We start from the raw sequence: 22211 nt of genomic DNA, 5'->3' as shown, positions 1-22211 counted from the left end.
CGGACACCGCCCCCCGACCGTGGGGTCGGGAGAGCGGGTCGTTTTGGTCTGCCGTTGCGATGGCCAGTCGCCGGTTTGAACGCTCAAACTAGTTCTATGGTCCGAACCCGATCCACCGACTGTCAAGAGGAGAGCCCCATGCCGTTACAACCACTTCTTCACGACCGGCTCGCGGTGCTCGAGGCGCCGATGCAGGCGTGGTCGGGTCCGGACGGGCAGATCGGTCCGGGAGGGCACGTGGACGGCGTGTACTGCGCCGACACCCGGGTCCTGAACGAGGCCCGGCTCGAGATCGGCACCGACGGGGTGGGTGCGGAACCCGAACACGTCTTCTCGGCGATCGAGGGGGCCGACCGGGCGCGGATCGTCTACGTGCCACGGAATATCGACGGTCCCGGAGCGGATCCCGAGGTCCGATGCGACCGCATCCGGTCGGTCTCACGGCGAACCGTCGAGGAGCGGATCGTGCTCAGCTCGGCGCTGCCGGAGGATCTCGAGGCCGTGGTCACGATCCACCTGGCCACCGACCTGGCCGACATGTCGCTGGTCAAGCAGGGGCGGGGCGGCCCGCCGGTTCGCCCGGAACCCGCGACCGACGGCGAGGTCGCCTGGCGGCGGGACGGGTTGACCGTGGCCGTCGACTGCCCGGGTGCCACCCTCGAACGCTCCGAGGTCGGCGCGGTGGCCACGTGGCGCGTTCGGATACCGGCGCGAGGCGAGACGGGCATCACGTGGGCCGTCCGCGCCGACGATGCTCGATCCGTCGTGACGGCGCCGGCCTGGATGCCGCCGCTCGCGGCCACGGTCGAGGGCCCGGACCACCGCCTGGCGCGACTGCTGAGCACCTCCCTCGAGGATCTCTCCGGGCTGGTCATGTCGACCCGAGACGCGCCGAACGACGTGTTCGTCGCCGCCGGCGCCCCGTGGTTCTTCACCCTCTTCGGCCGCGACAGCCTCTGGACCGCCCGGATGCTGCTGCCGCTGGGCACGGAATTGGCGGGGGGCACGCTGCGGACCCTCGCACGCCGGCAGGGCACGCGAGACGATCCGGCCACGGCCGAGCAGCCGGGCAAGATCATGCACGAGATCCGGGCGGCGAGCCAGCACCTCGACACCGGTGCGCAGCTGCCGAGTGAGTACTACGGAACGATCGACGCGACGAGCCTGTGGATCAACCTGCTGGTCGATGCGTGGCGCTGGGGGATGCCGAGCGAGGAGATCGAGCCGCTGCTGGGAAACCTCGAGGCGGCCCTGGCATGGCAGGTCGACCACGGGGATGCGGACGGCGACTCCTTCCTGGAGTACTTCGACGAGTCCGGCACCGGTCTGGCGAACCAGGGGTGGAAGGATTCCGCCGATTCGGTGCGGTTCCGGGACGGCACGCTCGCCGACGGCGCCGTCGCACTCGTCGAGGTCCAGGGATACGCCTACGAGGCGGCCGTCGGAGGGGCGCAGTTGCTCGAGGCGTTCGGGCGGGACGGAACCCGTTGGCGCACGTGGGCCGAGGGTTTGAGGCGCCGTTTCAACGAACAGTTCTGGGTCGACGACACCCGGGGGCGCTACCCGGCCATCGCGCTCGACGGCGCGAAGCGCCCCGTCGACTCCCTGACGTCGAATATCGGTCATCTCATCGGCACCGGCATCCTGAGCCCGGCCGACGAGCAGGCGGTCGCCGACCGGCTCCTCGGGCCGGAGCTGGCCGCTCCCACCGGGCTGCGGACCCTCGCGCAGGGGCAGGGGGGCTTCTGGCCACTGAGCTACCACGGCGGCAGCATCTGGTCTCACGACACGGCGATTGCGGTGATGAACCTGTCCCGGGCCGGCTTCACGCTGCATGCAGCGGAATTGGCGACCCTGCTGCTGAGCGCCGCACCCGCCTTCGACTACCGCCTTCCCGAGCTGTTCTCGGGGGAAGGGCGGCCGGTGCCGTACCCGGCCTCGTGCCGCCCGCAGGCGTGGGCCGCCGCCGCGGGGGTGGTGCTGGCGACCGCGCCGTGGGGCCTCGCGCCCGACATGCCACACGGGACCATCAGGATGGTCGGCAGCCACGGCGGCCACGGCGGCGCCGTGGCATCGCGCGTGGCCGGCCTGCGCGTCGGCGGACGCCCCCTGACCCTCACGGCGGCAGGCGGTGACGACCGGGCGCTTCGGGTCGAGTGCGACCCGGCCGTGCGGGTCATCGCCACCGCGCCCCGGCCGGCGAGGCCCCGGTCGAGCTGACCCCATGCGCCCGGAAGAAATCACGGCGTCGACCTGTTCGGGTGGGTGAACGATCCATCCACCACGCGGAGACACGCATGAGCGCCATCACCATCTACGGAACGACCGGCATGATCGGCCAGGACATCACCCGGGAGGCGGCGCGGCGGGGGCACTCGGTCACCGGCGTCTCGCGGCATGCGCCCGAGAATCCGGTCGAGGGCGTCACGTACGAGCGCGGCGACCTGGCCGACACCGGCGACTTCGTGCGCCGCGCGGCCGGCAGTGACGTCGTGGTGGTGTCCGTGCCGCCGGATCGCACGGGCGGCCCGCACGAGCCGTACCTGCAGGCCCACCGGGGCATCATCGCGGCGGCGCCCTCGGCGCGGCTGGTCGTCCTCGGCGGTGCGGGCAGCCTGCACGGTGAGGACGGTGCGCGCCTCGTCGACTCCCCCGGGTTTCCCGAGGCGTACGTCAAGGAGTCGCGCACGGCCTCGCAGATGCTCGAGTTGTATCGTGCGGACGGCGCCCGGCTCGATTGGGTGATCGTGTCGCCTTCGCCCGAGATCGGTCCGGGCGAGGCGAGCGCCGAGCGGCGTATCGGGGGCGACGAGCCGGTGGGCGACTACGTCAGTTCCGGAACGCTGGCCGCCGCGGTGCTGGACGAGATCAAGGAGCCGTCCGTGCGCAACGCCCGCTTCACGGTCGCGAACGCCTGACGCCTGCGGACCGCAGGACGACCCGCGGGCCTGGGGGCCGACGTCCCGGTCCGTATCGGAACGTCACTCCAGGAGCCGCGCCCGGCCGCTCCGATGGTCGAGGCGTCGCGCGCGAACTGGAAGTACAGGATCGACATACTTACGCTTGTCCCTTAAGTGTAAGTAAACTGATCTCATGCTGAAGCGTCCGTCCGACGAGCCGCTGCCGGTCCCTGCCACGGGTGACGAAGAGCACGAGTGGCTTGCGGAGCCGGACGGGATGACGTCACGGGCGCGTCTACGGGCGGGATCGGGCCCCTATTCATCGAGCGTGCCGCCCTCACTGATCGACTATCGCCCGGCGATCCCAGCGGATCTCACCGCAGAAATCGAGGAGGCGGCCACCGATCTCACGCGGTTCGACAGGTATGCCGCAGCCACTCTCGGCGCATCGAGCCCGACGCTCGGTCCGATGAGTGCCGTGCTCCTTCGCAGCGAATCGTCCTCCTCCTCCCAGATCGAGAACCTCACCGTGAGCGCCCGGCAGTTGGCGATGGCAGAGGTGGACCAGTCCACCAGCGCCAATGCGGCGCTCGTGGTGGCGAACGTGCGGGCCATGGAGGCCGCTCTGGATCTCGCGGACCGGCTCGACGTGGATGCCATCCTGCGAATGCACGCCGCGCTCATGACGCGACAACCAGGCTGGGAGGACCACGCTGGACGATTCCGTCGCCAGTTGGTGTGGATCGGCACGTCCTCGGTCAGCCCGCGGGGCGCGGCGCACGTGGCGCCACAGCCGGAGCTGGTGCCCGGCGCGATCGCCGATCTCATGCACTTCGTCGATCGCGCCGACCTGCCGGTCATCGCCCAGGCGGCGATCGCCCACGCGCAGTTCGAGACGATCCACCCGTTCACCGACGGTAACGGCCGCACGGGACGCGCCCTCGTGCACGCCATGCTGCGCGCTGCGGGGATCCTGCAGAGCACGACGGCGCCGATCTCGGCCGGCCTTCTCACGGACACGGCCGGCTACTTCGACGCGCTCACGAGCTTCCGGGAGGGCGATGCCCGGCCGATCGTCGAACGGTTCGCCCTGGCCGGCCGCTACGCGGCCACCACCGGCACCCGCCTCATCGACGACCTCGCCGGACAGATCGACGCCGCCCGTGACATGCTCGCCGGACTCCGCACGAACGCGAGCGCCTGGTCGGTACTGCCCCATCTCATCGCCCATCCGGTCGTCACCAGCACGTTCCTGGTCACCCGGCTCGGCCTGAACGAGGTCACGGCGCAGCGCGCCCTGGGCCAACTGACCGAACGCGGCGTACTCGCCGAACGCACGGGCTTCCGCCGCAACCGCGTGTGGCAGCACGACGGGATCCTCGGCGTGCTCGAGGACTACGGGCAGCGGCTGCATCGGTCCGGATAGGCGGAGAGCGCCGGCGCGGTTGGTGGCCGAAGCACTCCTGGACTGAGAGCGCCGGCGGGGGCGCCTCGCGACGTCAGCGGCGGTAGCGGCGCTCCGTCAGTTGTGCCAGGGCACCGGTGGAATCGGCGGCCACCGCCCCGGGCAGGGAGTCCGCGGTCAGCTCCCCGGTGGCGAGGGACGCCACCTCCTCGGGAAGGCGGAGCAGGCGTACGAGCCGCGGCAGCAGCTCCGCCGACCACTCGCTCGCGGCCAGGGCGACGAATTCGTCGATCGCCTCCCGGTCCAGGCCCAGTTCACTCAGGGACCGGCCGGCCGCCGCCGGGAAGTCCTCCGGGACCGAGGGCACGGCCTGGCCGAGCCGCTCGAGGGCGATCGCCTGCCCGCGCACCATGGCCGGGTAGGGGCCGTGACCGGCGGAGTCCTCGACGAGTCGGACCGGCGGCGCGTTCCAGACCGAGAGCAGGCTGACCACCGCCTGCTGCCGTGCCGCCTTGAGCGGTCCGCGCCACCACTGCACCGCCGATGTGCTGTAGACCGCGACCTCGACGTGGTCGCTCATGGCGATGAGCTGCACGACCGGGCGTTGGCTCTTCGGCCACGTGCTCGGCCGCCGCGGGAATCCGACCAGTACGTCCCGCCCGCCGACCTGCACGTGCGTGATCGCACCGCCCACGCAGAACGCCAGGAACTCGATGTCCGCCTTCTCTGCCGAGAACGAGGTCGGCAGCACGTACACCCGGCGGATCTCCTGCTGCTCGGCGCCGGCGCCCTGCATCCGGTCGGCGATATTCGCCGGCACCGTGGCGGCGCGCTGGTTGCCCGCGCAGTCGTGCGCGAGCACGCCCGCCGCGAGTTGTCGGCGCAGCAGCTCGGCGGTCTCCTCGATCGACCTGCCCGGCGCGATGCCCTCGGGCCCGGCGGTGAGCACCGAGTCCCCGGCCGTGAGCACCGTCGCGCGGACCCGGCCGAGCGTGTCTGCCGGGTGGTCGGCCCGTTCGACCACGCCGATCAGGCGCAGGGAACGCAGCTTCTCGACGGTGCGGGCTATCGCCCGCCGAGTGTCGAACAGCACGAGCTCGACGTGCACATGTTCCGCCTGCCCCTCGGATCCACCATGATCATCCACCATTGAGCCATCGTAGCCGCGCCCGCCCGCGCACGTCCGAGAGCCGTCATCGTGTGGTCGATGTGGTCGGTGTAGGCCGGGATCGTCGCCTCGGCATGCGGTGCTCTCCCATCTCCTCGATGAGTCCGGCGCACCGCATCATCGCGTTGAGGCTGACGGACGGCGGCACCTGCTTCGTCTTGTCGAGGTGGCCCTGGATGTAATCGCCCATGCGCACGTCCGGGTCGATCCGGGCGAGAAGCATATGGACGACGGATTCCGCCTCGATCTCGCGGGTCGCGTGGTCCAGGATCGGCTGTGAACGATCGGGCCAATGGTCTGTGTCCGGCGAGCCGAGGTGTCCGCAGTAGAGGTGGGCTAGTTCGTGGATCAGGGTGGCGTAACGGTCCGTCGGGCTGAGGTTCCGGTTGATCTCGAGTTCGTACCGCAACGGGAAGTACTCGACCTGCGGCAGGCCGTCCGGCGTTCTGCCGGTTGCGGGCCGGGAGAGCCGGATCGTCGAGTTCGGTGTCTTCCGGATCCTCCCGCCGGAGTGCCCGCCGTGGTCCACGAGGGTGATCCGGATGCCGTCGCGGATCGCGTTCAGTTCGGTGTAGCGCCATCGGTCGTCGATCTGGGCCACGGTGCCGTCGAGCTGGATTTCGAGGGGCCGGACCGCGCTCCGGGGCACGGGTGGCGCGTCGTCCACGAGGGGTTCGGTGTCGTCCACGTCGAAGACCACTCGGACCGGGCCCCTCGGCTGGAGGATGACGAGCGGTCGCACTCCGGGCCGGATCGTCCGCTTGAATGTGCGCAACCACCGGTTCGCGGTCGCGACGTACTCGGCGCCCGGCTTCTGCACGTGGATCAGCATCCGGTTGAACGGGCGGTACTCCGGTAGCCGGGAGACGAACCGGAGAAGCTCCCGATACTCCTGCGGGCCGCCGTAGTTCCCGGCGCTGTGGATCAGTGCATCGATCGACTTCCGCGCATCCTCGACGTCGACATCGCGGCGCGCGCCCGCGGGAGGCGCGGGCTCCGGGCGATCGACGTCGAAGTCGACGTCCCCGTCGAAGAGGCTCGCTTGTTCGGGCTCGCTCGCCCTCAGGTCGAATGGCGTGGAGGTCGAGTTCGTGGTGGCCATGTCATGACTCCGCTGCCGTCGCGGTTGTCGATTCTCGGCGCCCGCCCCGACCACTTCGTCCGGCGGCCTGGATCAGGAGGTCACCGAGGACGGCGAGGCCGAGCAGAGCGAGCAGGTCACCGTTTCGCCGGGTCACGGCCGCCTCATAGAGCTGGACTTCGTAGAGGCCGCCTGCCTGGGTGACCTGCAGGTCGAGGAGGTCGTTCGCGTACCACCCGTTCACGACGCTCTGCTGCGGCGCGCCCTGGGTGTTCTCGTTGTTCAGGTCGTTACGCGTGCTCGCCATGAGCTGCTGCGATTCCCAGCCGTTGACCGCCAGCGCGTTCGGAGCCTCGGGGGCCGTGTTGAAGTAGACCGGCGCCAACGCCAGAAGCATGACGGCCGCCCAAACGAGACGGATGCGCGCCGCAGCAGCGCTCGTGCCGACTCTGATCTTCGGGGCCGCGGGAGTGCTTGCCGCTGGAGACTGCCCCGGCGGCTGGACCGGCGCCTGCGGGCTTCCGTAGTCCGAGGGTGCGTGAGCGCTCTCGTATGGGCGCATCGGGTTCGGGGACACGGATTCGGGTGGGATCGGGTTCGGCGACGGTGTCGTCATGATGCTCCGTTCAGAAGAGTCGTGAGGCGCCACGCAATGGACGCTGGTCCCCTCCACGGGGTGGGAATCGATTCATACGGCCTCCGCCACGGCCGCCTCGGCCTCCCGGACCCGCAGGTCACCCGACATGAGCTTCGGCAGGAGCGTGTCGCGGAGTGTGCCGAGAGTGTGGGTCTCGGCGACCGCTGCCGCGAGAGTTCCCTCCAGCGAACGCAGTCGAGACTCGAACTGCTCTGCGACTACGCCAGCGGGCCTTGGCACTTCAAGGTCCTCCAACTGGGACCTGTTGATCGAACCGAAGACGGTGCCACCCGCATTATACTTCGCCCATACCTCGGGAATTCCTCGCAGCAGATGGAATAGCAGGTATGGCCTGCGATCCTGGGGCCGAAGTGACGCAACCCCACGGCCAATGCACATCTCCTCGCTGGCCAAGTTCAAGGTCCCCACGGGCGCTCGAACACTTACGAGTACGTCACCAGCCGCGGCATGTCGAATGGGAGCGGTCGTGAAGACTCGACGAGACGGATAGCGAAGTCCGAAATCTCGTATCCCCTGGTAGAAGGGAAGCCCTTCACCGTCTTCGTTCAACCTCTCCCCCTTGGGAGAACTCCCCATCGTCACGTCAGCAACGTCAGCAAGCCGGACCCAGTCGCTTGCTGGAAGGGATCGGACGACAGCAGTTGCAAGTTCATCCGCCGTGGCGGCGAGCCTGCGATTGACCTCGATTTTGTCGTCGAGCGCGCCAAGGACGTTGGCGACTGCCTCCTGCTCAGGTAGTGACGGAAGGTGAAGGCGCCACTCCCCCAATGTGCTCAGCGCGATCCGGTTGACCGTGGCTCCATGAATGACGTGCCGATGGATCAAGTTCTTCACTTCGGGAGAGAGCCACTTATAGAGCAAGTATCGGGGACACACGTCGTCGGCCGTCAGGCGTAGCAGGGCCATGCGGCGACCGAGGCAGGCCCGAGTACCGGCTGGCATGAGGGCTGCTTCGCCTAGTCTGGTCTCATAAGAGAAGAGGAGGTCACCTTCACGTGGGGTGACGCGCCTTGTCCATCGCTTAAAGTCCACCTCATCGACGCGGTCCGACCGTGAAAGGTCGAGACGGCCATTCAACAGACTTGAAATATTGAGGAAGTAGGGGCCGCTGGCCCGCCGATTCGGCGTTGCGTGTGGACCATCGAAAATCTCCGCGAAGTCAGCGATACGTCGGGTAGAAATGTGATCGCTCGTCACCGCACACGCCCCAGCTGCTCGCGCACGACCTGCTCGAGTCGGGCCGACTCCTCGAACTGGGCGAACAGCTCTCCGGTGAGCCGCTCGATCTTCTGCTCGATGGGCTCGCCGTCGTCCTCCTCGGGCGGGGCGCCGACGTAGCGCCCGGGGGTGAGGGAGTAGTCGGCGTCCTTGATCTCGGCGAGCGTGGCCGAGTAGCAGAAGCCCGGCTCGTCCTCGTATTCGAGGCCGGCGTCGCGCGCGGAGGCGCTGCCCCGCCAGGCGTGGAAGGTGCCGGCGATCTTGGCGATGTCCTCCTCGCCCAGCTCCCGCTCGGCCCGGTCGACCATGTGGCCGAGGTCGCGGGCGTCGATGAAGAGCACCTGGCCGCGCCGGTCCGTGGCCGCGCCGACGCCGCTCCCCTCGTCACCGGCCGCATCACCGGCCGCGTCACCGCCCCCGGACTGCCCGGCGTGCCCAGCGGACTTGTCCTTCGCGAAGAACCACACGCACACGGGGATCCCGGTCGAGCGGAACAGCTGGGTGGGCAGCGCCACGAGACAGCTGACCAGGTCCGCCTCCACGAGGTTCGCCCGGATCTGCCCCTCTCCCCCACTGTTGCTCGACATCGACCCGTTGGCCATTACCACGCCGGCCGACCCGTCCGGGGCGAGCTTGCTCAGGATGTGCTGGATCCACGCGTAGTTCGCGTTATTCGCCGGCGGCACGCCGTAGGTCCAGCGGGCATCCTCGGCCGAGCGCGCCCAGTCCTTGATGTTGAACGGCGGGTTCGCGAGCACGAAGTCCATCGGTACGTCCGGGTGCAGGTCGCGGGCGAACGTGTCACCCCACCGCGGCCCGAGGTTCCCGGTGAGCCCGTGCACGGCGAGGTTCATCCTCGCCATCCGCCACGTGCCCTGATTCAGCTCCTGCCCGTACACGCTGATCGCCTGCCGGTCGGCGTCGTGCCGCTCGAGGAACTTCTCCGCCTGCACGAACATGCCGCCCGAACCGCAGCACGGGTCGTACACGCGCCCCTGGAACGGCTCGAGCACGTCCACGAGCACCCGCACCACGTCCGGCGGTGTGTAGAACTCCCCGCCCCGCTTGCCCTCGGCCGCGGCGAAGCGCCCGAGGAAGTACTCGTACACCTCGCCGAGCACGTCGCGCGCCTTCCGCGCCCCCACCCCGGAGAAGCGCGCCGCGTGGAACAGGTCGATCAGCTCCCCGAGCCGGCGCTGATCCACCCCGTCCCGGTTGAAGATCGTGGGCAGCGTGGCGTGCAGCGCGACGTTCGCGCCCATGAGCTGCTCCATCGCCTCGTCCACGAGCTGCCCGATCGAGGCCTCGGACTCGACCTCGGTGGCGACCCTGCCCTTGGCGTGCGCCGCGAGGTACTCCCACCGCGCCCGCTTCGGAACCCAGAACACGCCCTCCGAGCGGTACTCGTCGACGTCCTCCTCCATGAGCACCCGCTGCTCCTCGGTGAAGCCGTCGGCGGCGAGCTCCTCGCCGAGCTCTCGGCGCCGCTCCGTGAACGCATCCGACACGTACTTGAGGAACACGAGCCCGAGGATCACGTCCTTGTACTGGCTCGCGTCCATCGACCCCCGCAGCTTGTCGGCGGCCTTCCACAGCGTGTCCTTCAGTTCCTTCATCGTGGTGGCTGCACCGACACTCTCGCTCGGTACGGCGGCCTGCTTCTTACGTGGCGGCACGGTTCCTCATTCCTGCTCGGGGTGGTCGGATTCATCATCCACCAGACGTACGACACCGGCGCTCACGCCCGCCGTCACCTCGGTGGTCAGCTCCTGCAGCAGCCGCAGCGACTCGCGGGCGGCCGCCTGCGCCTCCTCGATACGGGCGAGCGCCGCGGCGGTCTGCGCCGCCTGCTCCGGCGGCACGAGCCGGAGCGCCCAATCGCGCCGGCGGGTGCCCCGTTCGGCGCGCCGAATGTCGGCGGCGATCAGGGCGGGCACGAGGCCGACCGCGTGGTCGCGCACCCGCAGCACCTGGGCCGGGTAGGCCACGAGGCTCAGGCCGGCGCGATCCACGATCGCGGCCGGGCGCGGGGCACTCGTGAAGACGACGTCGCCCGGCTCGGTCAACCGGCTCCCCGGGTGGCGGGCGATCAGTTCCATCCGGTCGACCGCTCGCGGCCCGCCCTCGCCGGTCACCTCGGCCGGGCCGATCACCCGCACCTCCCCGCTCGCTCCGGTCGCCGGCCGCGCGAGGCCCTCGATCCGGTTCCCGGGCAGGCGGCGCAGTGCCCGCCGGTCGATGAGTTCCCCGAGCGTGAAGCGCCGCACCGCGACCGGGTCCCCGGCCCGGACGGCCAGGTCGACCGTGGCCGCCGGCACGTCGGCGAGGGCACGGGAGAGCTCGCGCACGCGCGCGGGCGCGGCTGCGTCGTCCCTGATCGCGCGCTGGAGCGGCCGGGACGTGGCGAGCAGGCCGGCCCGCTCGGCGAGGATGCGCGAGGTGTGGGCGAACCGGGCGAAGCGGAACGCGTGCGCGCGGACCTCGGCGCTCGTTCCCATCGCGGCGAGCACGTCGGTGAGGAGGTCGTCCACGAGACCGGCCGGCAGTCGCCCGCGGCGCAGCGGCTGCACGGAGGCGTCGGCGACCATGATCCACCGCCCGCCGATCGGCACCTCGGGATGGGCGTCGCCGAGCACCCACAGGGCGAGCCGCTCCCGGGATCGCGACGGCACCAATCCGGCCGGCAGGAGCACCGCCGCCCGCACCTTGTCGGTGCGCAGCAGGTCGGAACGGATCGACTCCACCTCGGGGCCGGCCTCGTCGATGAGCACCCGCGCCGGGCCGAGCACGACTGCCCGTTGCCCCGGCGCGAGCCGCACCGCGATCTCGTCGATCCGTTCGAGCACGCCCGCATCGCCCCGCTCGCCCCGCTCACCCCGCTCAACCCAGCGCGAGAGCGTGGTGACGACGATCGCCCCCGCGGCGAATCCACTCGCCATGTCGGAATGGGTCACCTGCCATCCGTGGGCGAGCAGGCGCCGTCGGGCGAGCCTCGCGAGGGTGCCCGCGCCGGGGCCCGACCGCGCGGTGGTCGGGTGGTCGGTGGTCGGGCGGTCGTCGGCAGGGCGGTCGCCGGGCGGGTGGTCGATGGTCGGGGGGGCGCCGGCCGGCTCCGGGAGCACGGCGCGGGCCCGGTCGAGGTGCTCCTCGTGGGAGAGCACGGCCGCGAGTACGTCCCCGGCGCCGGGTTCGGGATCGGCCACGACGAGCGGCCCACCCGGGCTCAGCGTCAGCGCGAGGCGGGCGAGCAGGTCGAGGGCCGCGGGGGCGAGCGCGTCGTCCGCAGGGACGAGGGCCGGCAGGAGCCGGTCGATGGCGGCGCCCGCGGAGTAGGCGGAGTCGACCACCTCGTCGGCGAGGGAGGCGAGGTGCTCGAGACGAGCAGGAACGGCGGCCGCGGCCTCGAGCTCGCGATAGCTGTCGCGGTCGTGCGGGTCGGCGTCGTCGGCCAGGTCGAGGAGCGCCTCGACGTCGCATCCGGCGAGCGGCCCACCCGATGCGGCCCGCAGGCGCACGAGGGCGGTGATCACGTGGAGCTCCGCGGGCGCCACGCTTCCCCGCAGCGCGCGGACCACGACGTCGGCGGTGAACTCGCGGTTGTTCCCGAGGCCGGTGCGGTCGATCCAGTCGGCCACCTCACCCGCCCGGAAGAGGAGCCGAGTCCCGCGCTGCTCGCACGGGAGGGGAAAACGGTTCGGCCCGTCGGGATGGCGGCTGCGCCACACCGAGACGACGGGGCGCTGCACGCCCGCGACCTCCGCAATGTCGGCGAGGCCGACCCGCAGATCATCCAGGAGGCGGTGCCGGCTCAGCTGCCTTCTCGGGTGCGGGCTCATCCGTCCCCCTCTCTCCATCTCGGTTCGGAGCCATCGTGCCAGAGAATGCAACTCTGATGGTGTTTTTCACGATAAGCCCACTTATCGCACCGTTCGTTGATCGCCCTTGATCGGCGCTGGACACTCGACGCAATGACCAGCCCGATGCGAAGGAGATCACGATGACAAGCGCCATGACCAGGCGACCGGCGGCGGCAGTCCTTGCCGCGGCGATGCTCGGCCTGACCGGATGCGGGGCGGCGCTCACCGCCGACGAGAGCACCGGCCAGAAGGCCCACGGCGACGAGCAGGCGGGGCAGTCCGAACCGGCCACCGAGCCGGCATCCGCCCCCGCCACGCCGAGCCCGGAGCCCGAGCCGACACCGGAGCCCGAACCCGAGGGCAGCCGCGCGAATCCGTTCGCGATCGGCACGAGCATGGGCAACGAGACCTGGGATCTCGTGCTCGACACACCGCGGGAGGCGTGGACGGAGATCAAGGCCGAGAACCGATTCAACGACCCGCCCGCCGAGGGCATGGAGTTCTGGATCGTGCCGCTCGAGGCGACCTACCTGGGCGCCGAGACGGGCACGGCCTGGCTCGACATCGACGTGAAATTCGTCGGCTCCGACAACCGCACCTACGACGGCTACTGCGGAGTCATCCCCGGCGATCTCGACGAGGTCGGCGACCTGTACGAGGGCGGGGTCGCCGAGGGGAACGTGTGCCTCGAGGTGCCCGCCGGCGCCGATGGCCTCTGGACCGTGGCCACGGACTACGGCGAGCCGGCCTTCTTCGCGGCGGAATGAGGCGAGGCAGATGACGAATCCGAACGAGCCGGCGCCCTTCAGTCCGGAGGCGGCCGCCCGGGACGACCACCCGCACGAGCCGGACCACCCCGGAGAACCCGGCCACCCGCCGTCCACACGCTTCGGCTCGAACGAGCCGGACCTCCCCGGAGAACCCGGCCACCCTCCGTCCATACCCGCCGGCTCGAAGCCGCGCCGCGGTCTACGCACCGCGCTCATCGCGGGCGGGGCTGTGGCCGTGCTCGTCGGCACCGTCGTCGTGGGCCTGACGATGCTCACCCCCGATCCGCTGGCCGAGGCCTTCGAGACATGCGACGGCACGAACGCGCTCACGGTCGTCTCGGCCGCCTGGGCCGACGAGCCCACGCCGACCGAGACGGACTCCCCGCACACACGCCGGCCGGATGCGCTGGAGGAGTACCTCGCCGGCCGTCTCTCCCTCGACGACGACGCCACGACCCTCGTGCTCGACACACTGCCTCAGGACGACGACCCCCTCGGCCTGAGCACGTTCGTGCTCGAATGTCTCTACGTCAGCCTCGACACGCCCGCATGGCTGCAGACCAATATCGGCCAGACTCGAGCGCTCGACGGGCGCCGGCAGGGCGAATGGGAGCACTTTCGGGCCGAGTGGAGCTATCACCCGGACAACGGTCTCAACCTGGTGATCAGAATGGCCCGACAGTAACCGGATGCCCCAGCAGGCCCCGGAGTGGGGCGAGGTGGCGATCTGGAGCCCTCCCGCTTTGGTAGACAGTCGCCCGGCTGGGATACTGGTTTACGAGGAGAACATGATCATGGGTGAAGCACGTAAGAAGTACACGGACTCGTTTAAGTCCGAGGCGGTCGAGCTAGTGGTGACCTCGGGTCGCCCGATCGCCGAGATCGCTCGCGACCTGGGAGTCAACGAGGGAACGTTAGGAAATTGGGTGAATCTGGCGAAGAAGCGAGGCGAGTTGACCGAGAAGCCGTTGACGATCGATGAGCGTTCCGAGCTCACGGAGCTGCGGGGTGAGAACCGCCGGCTGAAGATGGAACGGGAGATACTAAAAAAAGCCGCGGCGTGGTTTGCGAAGGAGAGCATGTGAGGTTCGCGTTCATTCGCGATCTCGCAGCCGAGCAGTCTGGCAAACCACGCAATGAACGGATCCCCCTTGCGCTGATGTGTGAGGTGTTGGAGGTCTCCCGGGGCGGCTACTACGCGTGGGAGAAGCGGACACCCTCGGCCCACCAGCTGGCCGATGAAGAACTCAGCCAGCACATCGTCGCCCTCCACCGCGCCCACGAGGGCCGCCTTGGGATCGAGCGCATGGTCGTCGAACTCGCCAAGGCCGGGGACCACCACTCACCCAAGCGAGTACGACGCCTGGCCCGGGCAGCCGGCCTGGAATCGGTGCATCCACGGCCCTACAAGACCACCACGATCCGCGACAAGAGCCGCCAGGGCGGGCTGATCGACCTCGTCGAACGCGACTTCGTCCCGGACGGGCCCGATGAGATCTGGTACACCGACATCACCTACATCCGCACCTGGGCAGGGTGGGCCTACCTGGCCGTGATCCTGGACGGACACACCCGCGAGGTCGTCGGGCAGGCCCTGGCCGGCCACATGCGCACCAGCCTGGTCACCGATGCGCTGAAGGATGCGATCACCAGGCGCAGACCACCCATTGGACAATGCGTGATACACAGCGACCGCGGCAGCCAGTACACCTCCAGCGAATTCCGTAACCTCGCCTTCGCCAACGGCATCATCCCCTCCGTGGGCCATACCGGAATATGCTACGACAACGCCATGGCAGAATCATTCAACGCGACCTTCAAGAAGGAACTCATACACCTGCACACATGGCCATCGATCACGAAGCTACGAACAGCAGTGTTCGACTACATCGAAACCTACTACAATCGCAGGCGCCCACATTCCGCTCTCGGCGGACTCACACCCCACGAAAAGGGCGAGCAAACACGACCCCAACTTGACACTCACGCATTACATGCGGCATAATTAAGACTGTCAACGAAACCGGTAGGCCTCCAATCGTCCGGTGCACGGGCGGGTTCGCCGACGCCGCCATTCACGGTGACGGGGTTCACGGGGACGGGGCTGAGCCTCACGGGGACGGGGCTGCGGGCGGCGTGGTCACGGTGACGGTGCTGCCCGCCCCGAGCGGACTCACATTCCCCACCCGGTCGGTGGCGAAGACCGCATACGAATACTGCCTACCGGCCGCAAGCCCGGTATCGGTCACCGACTCGTCCTGAGCCTGCACCAACGGGATCTTGCGACCCGCATCGATCGTCGCCGGAGCCACCGCCCCATCCACCCGCCGCACCGTGATCCGCTTCAACTGCGAATCGACCGGATTCTCCCAGGCCAACACCACCCGACTGCCACCATCGACCGACGCCGTCACCCCCGTCACCGCACCCGGAAACACCACCGGCACCGTAATCGAGGCCGCCTCACTCACCGCGCCCGAGTTCGCCTGCGTGAACACCGAATACGAATACCGCTGCCCCGGCGCCAAACCCGAATCATCGGTGGCATGAGTCGTCAACGCCCGACCCGTCACGATCTCGACCCCATCAGTCACCGTCGCCGGCGCCACCTGCCCGGCCGCGCCCCGCACGATGATCCGAGCGATCCCGGCATCGGGCGAATACTCCCAATTGAGCACCGTCTTGGCCGACGTCACGATCGGAGCAACCAGACCCGTCACCGCCGGCGGCGCCGTACCCGTCCCACCATCACCATCACCGCCGCCGTCACCGCCGCCGCTGTCACCGCCGCCGCTGTCACCGCCGCCGCCGGGCGGCACGGTCAACGGCGGCGTGGTCACGGTGACGGTGCTGCCCGCCCCGAGCGGACTCACATTCCCCACCCGGTCGGTGGCGAAGACCGCATACGAATACTGCCTACCGGCCGCAAGCCCGGTATCGGTCACCGACTCGTCCTGAGCCTGCACCAACGGGATCTTGCGACCCTCATCGATCGTCGCCGGAGCCACCGCCCCATCCACCCGCCGCACCGTGATCCGCTTCAACTGCGAATCGACCGGATTCTCCCAGGCCAACACCACCCGACTGCCACCATCGACCGACGCCGTCACCCCCGTCACCGCACCCGGAAACACCACCGGCACCGTAATCGAGGCCGCCTCACTCACCGCGCCCGAGTTCGCCTGCGTGAACACCGAATACGAATACCGCTGCCCCGGCGCCAAACCCGAATCATCGGTGGCATGAGTCGTCAACGCCCGACCCGTCACGATCTCGACCCCATCGGTCACCGTCGCCGGCGCCACCTGCCCGGCCGCGCCCCGCACGATGATCCGAGCGATCCCGGCATCGGGCGAATACTCCCAATTGAGCACCGTCTTGGCCGACGTCACGATCGGAGCAACCAGACCCGTCACCGCCGGCGGCGCCGTACCCGTCCCACCACCATCACCCGCGCCGCCGCCGCTGTCACCGCCGCCGCCGGGCGGCACGGTCAACGGCGGCATGGTCACGGTGACGGTACTGCCCGCCCCGAGCGGACTCACATTCCCCACCCGGTCGGTGGCGAAAACCGCATACGAATACTGCATACCCGCCGCAAGCCCGGTATCAGTCACCGACTCATCCTGAGCCTGCACCAACGGGACCTTACGACCCGCATCGATCGTCGCCGGAGCCACCGCCCCATCCACCCGCCGCACCGTGATCCGCTTCAACTGCGCATCGACCGGATTCTGCCAAGCCAACACCACCCGACTGCCACCATCGACCGACGCCGTCACCCCCGTCACCGCACCCGGAAACACCACCGGCACCGTAATCGAGGCCGCCTCACTCACCGCGCCCGAGTTCGCCTGCGTGAACACCGAATACGAATACCGCTGCCCCGGCGCCAAACCCGAATCATCGGTGGCATGAGTCGTCAACGCCCGACCCGTCACGATCTCGACCCCATCGGTCACCGTCGCCGGCGCCACCTGCCCGGCCGCGCCCCGCACGATGATCCGAGCGATCCCGGCATCGGGCGAATACTCCCAATTGAGCACCGTCTTGGCCGACGTCACGATCGGAGCAACCAGACCCGTCACCGCCGGCGGCGCCGTACCCGTCCCACCACCATCACCCGCGCCGCCGCCGCCGCTGTCACCGCCGCCGCCGGGCGGCACGGTCAACGGCGGCATGGTCACGGTGACGGTACTGCCCGCCCCGAGCGGACTCACATTCCCCACCCGGTCGGTGGCGAAAACCGCATACGAATACTGCATACCCGCCGCAAGCCCGGTATCGGTCACCGACTCGTCCTGAGCCTGCACCAACGGGACCTTACGACCCGCATCGATCGTCGCCGGAGCCACCGCCCCATCCACCCGCCGCACCGTGATCCGCTTCAACTGCGCATCGACCGGATTCTGCCAAGCCAACACCACCCGACTGGAACCATCGACCGACGCCGTCACATCTGTCACCGCACCCGGAAACACCACCGGCACCGTAATCGAGGCCGGCTGCCCGATATTCCCCGCCTTGTCCTGGACGAACACGGAATAGGAGTATCGCTGGCCGGGCTGCAGTCCCCCCGGATCCGAGGCATAGGTCTGCAAGGGGTGGCCGGTCGGAACCTCGACCCCATCGGTCGCCGTCGCCGGCGCCACCTGCCCGGCCGCGCCCCGCACGATGATCCGGGCGATATCCAAATCGGTCGGCTGCGTCGGATACCCCCAACTCAGGGAGACCTTCGTGGAGCTCACGATCGGCGCGCTCAGATCGACCACCGGGGTCGGCGGAGGATCGTCTGCGAGAACCATACTGTTCATCGCCTTACCGGTGACCTGGGTGACGCCGGTGATTCCCGGCGGGATGTCCTGCTGATTGAAGGAGTTGTCTCCCCATGTCCGCACCGTGCCGTCCCGGAGCGCGACCGTGCTGTGGGTCGCCCCGGCCGAGATCGCCGCAACGGGCGGGAGATCGGCCGGTACGCTCGCCTGCCCATCGTCGTTCCTGCCCCACGCGACCACGCTCCCGTCGCCGAGCAGCGCCATGCTGTGATACCAGCCGGCCGCGATGGCCACGACTCCGGTGAGGCCGGCGGGCACGGTCGCCTGGCCGTAGTCGTTGTTCCCCCAGGCGACGACCGTTCCGTCGCTCTCGAGCGCGAGGCTGTGGAATCCGCCCCCGTCGATGGCCACGACGTCGTGCAGCCCTGCCGGAACGCTCGCCTGGCCGTCGTCGTCGTCACCCCAGGCGACGACGCTCCCGTCGCCCTCGAGGGCGAGGCTGTGATAGCGGCCGCCCGAGATCGCCGTGACGCCGCCGAGGCCCGCGGGCACCGTTGCCTGGCCGTGGTCGTCGTCGCCCCAGGCCACGACGGTGCCATCGCCGAGGAGGGCGAGGCTGTGGAACCCCCCGGCCGCCACGGCGGACACATCGGAGAGCCCGGCGGGTACGTCGGCCTCACCGGCCTCGTCGTCGCCCCAGGCGACCACGGTGCCGTTCTCTCGGAGGGCGAGGCTGTGCGCGGCCCCGGAGATCTGCTTGATGTCGGACATGCCGCTCGGAACGTCGGACTCACCCCACGTGTCGCGCCCCCAGGCGACGATCGTGTGCGGGGTGGCGGCCTCGCTCACCTGCGGGGTGATCACGAGCAGCATTGCCGCCAGCATCGAGGCCAGGACCGCGAGCACAACAGCGCGCAATCCCACAATCCGACGTACGGGCCGAGCCAGGTCACGCGACATCGCGATCCACTCCATTCATTGGGCGGGTCTCGCGACCCACGGGCCAGAGCAAGATGCGAATGGGAGTCTACGCCGATCAGGCCGCAGTCCTGGGGCCTCACCCACCAATTATTTCGACGACTTCATATCTCACCCTCACCTCACCCCGCACTCATACCAATATTGTGGGAGACGCAATCTCCAATTCACCTATTCGAGCCTCGATAATTCACATCTGACGACTCGGCACGATCCATACAGAGCACGACAATCGAAGGTCCCACCACCCACCACAGGCCTCGGGTGCGGTTGGCGCGGTTGGCGCGGGCAGCACGGGTAGCACAGGCAGCACGGCCGGCGCGGGCCGCACGGCCGGCGCGGGCCGCACGGCAGCACAGTCGGCGCGGGCATCACAGTCGGCACGGGCAGCACGGTCGGCACGACGTGGCCACCGTGATGGTGCAGACCGCGTCGGCATGTCGAGTTCAGTCCGTGCGGCAAGGGTCGTGAACGCTCGGGACTGCCGGGAGCAGGCGGAGTCGACGCCGTCGGCCCTGCCGTCGACCCGCCGTCGACCCCACTGTCAGCTCCGGGCGATGAATCTGTTCTCGACCCTTGTTATCGAACATACGTTCTAGTATGATGGGGTCATCAGCCACCATCGGAGGTGAATGAGGATGTCGGAGCCACAGCCCACCCAGCCCGCTCGAGGCGGCAGCACGCCCGGCGAGGGCATCGGGGCCGGTGCCGACGACGCCGCCGGCGAGATCGGCGCGGCCCGCGTGGCCGGGCCAGGCAATACCGCCCGCGCGGATGCGGCCGGCAGCACGGCCGGCGCAGCGGTGACAGCGGCCGGCGCAGCGGGCACGACGGCGGATGCGGCCGGTGCAGCAGGCACGACGGTGGCGGCGGCCGGGGTGGTGCTCAAGGGCCTGGAGGTGCTGGCCCAGACGTCCTGGGCGGACCTTCCCGCACCGATGGTGATCGAGCTGGTCGACCAGCTCGAACAGGCCCAACGACGACTCGAGGGCGCCCGGGCCGGGGCCCTGTCCGCGGTCGAGGCCGACGGATCCTGGGCACTGCAGGGAGCCCGGACCTTCACCTCCTGGCTCCGGAACCACTCCGGCGCCGCCGCCGGGGCCACCTCCCGCCGCGTACGTGAATCACGCGCCCTGCGCGACCACCTGCCCGCCCCGCCACCGCCCTGGCCCACGGCCGGATCGGCACCGACCACCTGCGCATCCTCGCCCGCGACGCGACCCGCACCCAGCGACTACGAGACCAACTCACCGACCCCGACCTCGGCGAGACCTTCCTCCTCACCCACGCCCAGACCCTCGACGCCGACCGATTCGCCAAACTCGTCGCCGCCTGGGCCATCCGCACCGACCCCGAGGCCGCCGACCGCGCCTGGCGCGAGGACACCGGCAAGGAAGAACTCTCCCTGGCCCCCACCACCGGCGGCTACCACCTCACCGGCTGGCTCACCACCACCTCCGGACAGGCCCTGGACACAGCCCTGACCGCCCACATGGGCCGCAAGAGCCAAGACGACCAACGCACCCCGAACCAACGCCGCGCCGCCGCCCTGACCGGCCTCGCCCGCGAATCCCTCGACACCGGCACCCACGGCACCTCCGCCCGCATCCGCCCCCACCTGACCGTCACCGTCCCCTGGAACACCCTCCGCGCCCTCACCACGACACACCACCCCGACCAACCCGCCGAACACCACGCCGACCCCGCCGAACCCCACGGCGACGCCGCTGACCCCGCTGACGACGGCGACCACGGCGAGTATTCCCTGGCCACCGGTCTCGACTACGAGGCCCTCCGCGGCCTGGAACCGGCGACGTTCCCCGACGGCACCCCACTGGCGCCCGGGCTCCTGGCCCGCCTGGCATGCGGCTCCCAACTCTCCCGCGTCGTCTTCGGACCCGACTCCACGATCCTGGACGTCGGCCGCGAGAAACGCATCTTCCCCGCCAACCAGGCTCTTCGTGGTTCGTGGTGAAAGTGGCCCGCGCGTCGTAGGCGTGTGAGGGCTCGTGGTCCTGCTGTGATGGGTGTTGCGAGACATCCACAAGAGCAGAGGACCACGAGCTATGGACGAGTTTACTGGCTCGCAGCGTGATGCTGCGAGCACGATCTTCAATCTGTCTGACTACCGTGTCATCGACGCGATCGATCTTCCCGGCGGAGGCCGTCGGGTCGTGATCGAGTCACTCGCCCCGCCTGGCTGCCCGGCGTGTGGTGTGATCGCGGTGAAGATCCATTCCCGGCGCCGGCAGCGTCTGCGTGATCTGCCGATCGCGGGTGCGGTCGAGGTGTGGTGGGCCAAGCGGCGCTGGTTCTGCCGGGAAGAGCTGTGCGGGCGTGGCACGTTCGCCGAGTCCACCATCCAGGTCCCCAGGTTCGCCCGGTCCACTACGCGGCTGAAGAATCAGGTCGTGGCCGCGGTGGTCGACTCCGGTCGAGCCGCCAGCGAGGTTGCCCGCGCTCACGGGGTCTCATGGTGGCTGGTCCAATCGGCGCTGGCTGCCGCGGCGCTCGTCCTACCCGCCGCCGACGACTGGGTCGTGACGCGCTTGGGCATCGATGAGCACCGGTACCGGTCCGTGCGGTTCTTCCGTGATGAGCACGGGGCCTGGCGCCGGTTCGAGCCGTGGATGACGACCCTGGTCGACCTGGCCACAGGACAGGTCCTGGGCATCGTCGATGGCCGCGACAGCACGGGCGTGGGCGCGTGGCTCAGCGCCCGCCCACAGTCATGGCGGGACCGTATCGAGGTCGTCGCGATCGACCCCTCGGCCGCGTTCCGTAAGGCCCTGCGCGAGCACCTGCCCCACGCCGCGGTCTCGGTCGACAAGTTCCACCTCGTCAAACTCGCAGGCGACATGCTCACCAAGGTCCGCCAGCGCCTCGCCCGAGACCAGCACGGCCGCCGCGGGCGCAAGAGCGACGCGTCCTGGGCACACCGGATGCTGCTGCGGGGCGCCGATACGCTGTCCCCGCGTGGCTGGGCCAGGCTGGAGAAGGTCTTCACCGACGATGACCCCACGGATGAGCTCTCCGCCGCGTGGGGCGTCAAGGAGCAGCTCCGCCGCCTCCTCGGCGCTGATACCCTCGCCCAGGCGTGGCAAGAGCGGATGAGACTGGGTCACTACGTCCAGACCGCGAACATGGCCGAGACCGACCGCCTCTACGAGACCATCGTGACCTGGTGGGAGGCCATCGAAGTCCTCATCGTCACCGGCGCCACGACCGCGAAGGTCGAAGCCGCGAACACCACGATCAAGAACATCAAACGCACCGGCCGCGGATTCAGGAACTCCGCCAACTACAAGGCCCGTATACTCCTGGCCAGCGCCGCTCGAGCAGCAGCGCGAACACCAATCACAGCAGGCCTTTCACCACGAACCGCGTAGAGCCGCCAACCA

General features: G+C 69.5%; 16 protein-coding genes and 1 pseudogene. 9 read left to right on the top strand and 8 right to left on the bottom strand.

The features are described from left to right. Nucleotides 1–138: 138 nt before the first annotated feature. From GCE65_RS05670 to GCE65_RS05660, 3 genes are all read left to right on the top strand, one after another. On the top strand, nt 139–2220 hold the full coding sequence (locus GCE65_RS05670; RefSeq protein ID WP_153877700.1) for a glycogen debranching N-terminal domain-containing protein: 2082 nt from the start codon (nt 139–141) through the stop codon (nt 2218–2220). Between the two features lie 77 nt (nt 2221–2297). Continuing rightward, nucleotides 2298–2918 carry an NAD(P)-dependent oxidoreductase gene (locus tag GCE65_RS05665; protein ID WP_153877699.1) on the top strand — a complete coding sequence of 207 codons (621 nt, stop codon included), beginning with the start codon at nt 2298–2300 and terminating at the stop codon, nt 2916–2918. A gap of 451 nt (nt 2919–3369) precedes the next feature. After that, entirely contained in the window at nt 3370–4326 is a 957-nt protein-coding gene (locus GCE65_RS05660; protein WP_228760130.1) for a Fic family protein, read from the top strand. Nucleotides 4327–4399: 73 nt separating this feature from the next. Here the strand turns inward: GCE65_RS05660 and GCE65_RS05655 are convergent, their stop codons facing one another. From GCE65_RS05655 to GCE65_RS05630, 6 genes are all read right to left on the bottom strand, one after another. Continuing rightward, nucleotides 4400–5455, bottom strand: a complete 1056-nt coding sequence (locus GCE65_RS05655) for a hypothetical protein (RefSeq protein WP_153877697.1) — start codon at nt 5453–5455, stop codon at nt 4400–4402. Between the two features lie 43 nt (nt 5456–5498). Then, on the bottom strand, nt 5499–6575 hold the full coding sequence (locus GCE65_RS05650; protein WP_153877696.1) for an ImmA/IrrE family metallo-endopeptidase: 1077 nt from the start codon (nt 6573–6575) through the stop codon (nt 5499–5501). A gap of 1 nt (nt 6576) precedes the next feature. Beyond that, nucleotides 6577–6951, bottom strand: a complete 375-nt coding sequence (locus tag GCE65_RS05645; protein WP_153877695.1) for a hypothetical protein — start codon at nt 6949–6951, stop codon at nt 6577–6579. Nucleotides 6952–7242: 291 nt separating this feature from the next. Then, the gene (locus GCE65_RS05640) at nt 7243–8244 is read right to left on the bottom strand and encodes a restriction endonuclease subunit S (protein ID WP_370460219.1); all 1002 of its coding nucleotides are present in this window, start codon (nt 8242–8244) and stop codon (nt 7243–7245) included. A 161-nt stretch (nt 8245–8405) separates the two neighbouring features. Further along, nucleotides 8406–10106, bottom strand: a complete 1701-nt coding sequence (locus GCE65_RS05635) for a class I SAM-dependent DNA methyltransferase (protein WP_153877693.1) — start codon at nt 10104–10106, stop codon at nt 8406–8408. Nucleotides 10107–10112: 6 nt separating this feature from the next. After that, on the bottom strand, nt 10113–12266 hold the full coding sequence (locus tag GCE65_RS05630; protein WP_153877692.1) for a hypothetical protein: 2154 nt from the start codon (nt 12264–12266) through the stop codon (nt 10113–10115). A gap of 161 nt (nt 12267–12427) precedes the next feature. Between GCE65_RS05630 and GCE65_RS05625 the strand changes: the two genes are divergently transcribed. From GCE65_RS05625 to GCE65_RS05610, 4 genes are all read left to right on the top strand, one after another. Further along, nucleotides 12428–13054, top strand: a complete 627-nt coding sequence (locus tag GCE65_RS05625) for a hypothetical protein (RefSeq protein ID WP_153877691.1) — start codon at nt 12428–12430, stop codon at nt 13052–13054. A 10-nt stretch (nt 13055–13064) separates the two neighbouring features. Then, entirely contained in the window at nt 13065–13742 is a 678-nt protein-coding gene (locus GCE65_RS05620; RefSeq protein ID WP_153877690.1) for a hypothetical protein, read from the top strand. A gap of 109 nt (nt 13743–13851) precedes the next feature. Then, nucleotides 13852–14142 (top strand): transposase, encoded by a 291-nt coding sequence (locus tag GCE65_RS05615; protein ID WP_194928841.1) that lies wholly within the window; start codon nt 13852–13854, stop codon nt 14140–14142. Continuing rightward, on the top strand, nt 14139–15062 hold the full coding sequence (locus GCE65_RS05610) for an IS3 family transposase (RefSeq protein ID WP_194928840.1): 924 nt from the start codon (nt 14139–14141) through the stop codon (nt 15060–15062). Before GCE65_RS05615 ends, GCE65_RS05610 begins: the two co-directional genes overlap by 4 nt. Before the next feature lie 106 nt (nt 15063–15168). Here GCE65_RS05610 and GCE65_RS16820 read toward each other — a convergent pair whose 3' ends face one another. Then, nucleotides 15169–18243 carry a hypothetical protein gene (locus GCE65_RS16820; RefSeq protein WP_255475300.1) on the bottom strand — a complete coding sequence of 1025 codons (3075 nt, stop codon included), beginning with the start codon at nt 18241–18243 and terminating at the stop codon, nt 15169–15171. A gap of 42 nt (nt 18244–18285) precedes the next feature. Continuing rightward, nucleotides 18286–18603: pseudogene (locus GCE65_RS17025) on the bottom strand (hypothetical protein); the annotation flags it as partial. Between the two features lie 1330 nt (nt 18604–19933). On the opposite strand from GCE65_RS17025, the gene GCE65_RS05600 reads away from it, so the two are divergent. Next, the gene (locus GCE65_RS05600) at nt 19934–20785 is read left to right on the top strand and encodes a DUF222 domain-containing protein (protein ID WP_153877687.1); all 852 of its coding nucleotides are present in this window, start codon (nt 19934–19936) and stop codon (nt 20783–20785) included. A 91-nt stretch (nt 20786–20876) separates the two neighbouring features. Beyond that, a complete protein-coding gene (locus GCE65_RS05595; protein WP_153877686.1) occupies nt 20877–22199 on the top strand; it encodes an ISL3 family transposase in 1323 nt (440 codons plus the stop codon). Nucleotides 22200–22211: the final 12 nt, after the last annotated feature.

Source organism: Pseudactinotalea sp. HY158 (assembly GCF_009660225.1).
In the GTDB taxonomy this organism is placed as follows: Bacteria; Actinomycetota; Actinomycetes; order Actinomycetales; family Beutenbergiaceae; genus HY158.
The sequence above is the reverse complement of the archived record's forward strand: the minus strand, read 5'-3'. Positions and strand labels throughout refer to the sequence as shown.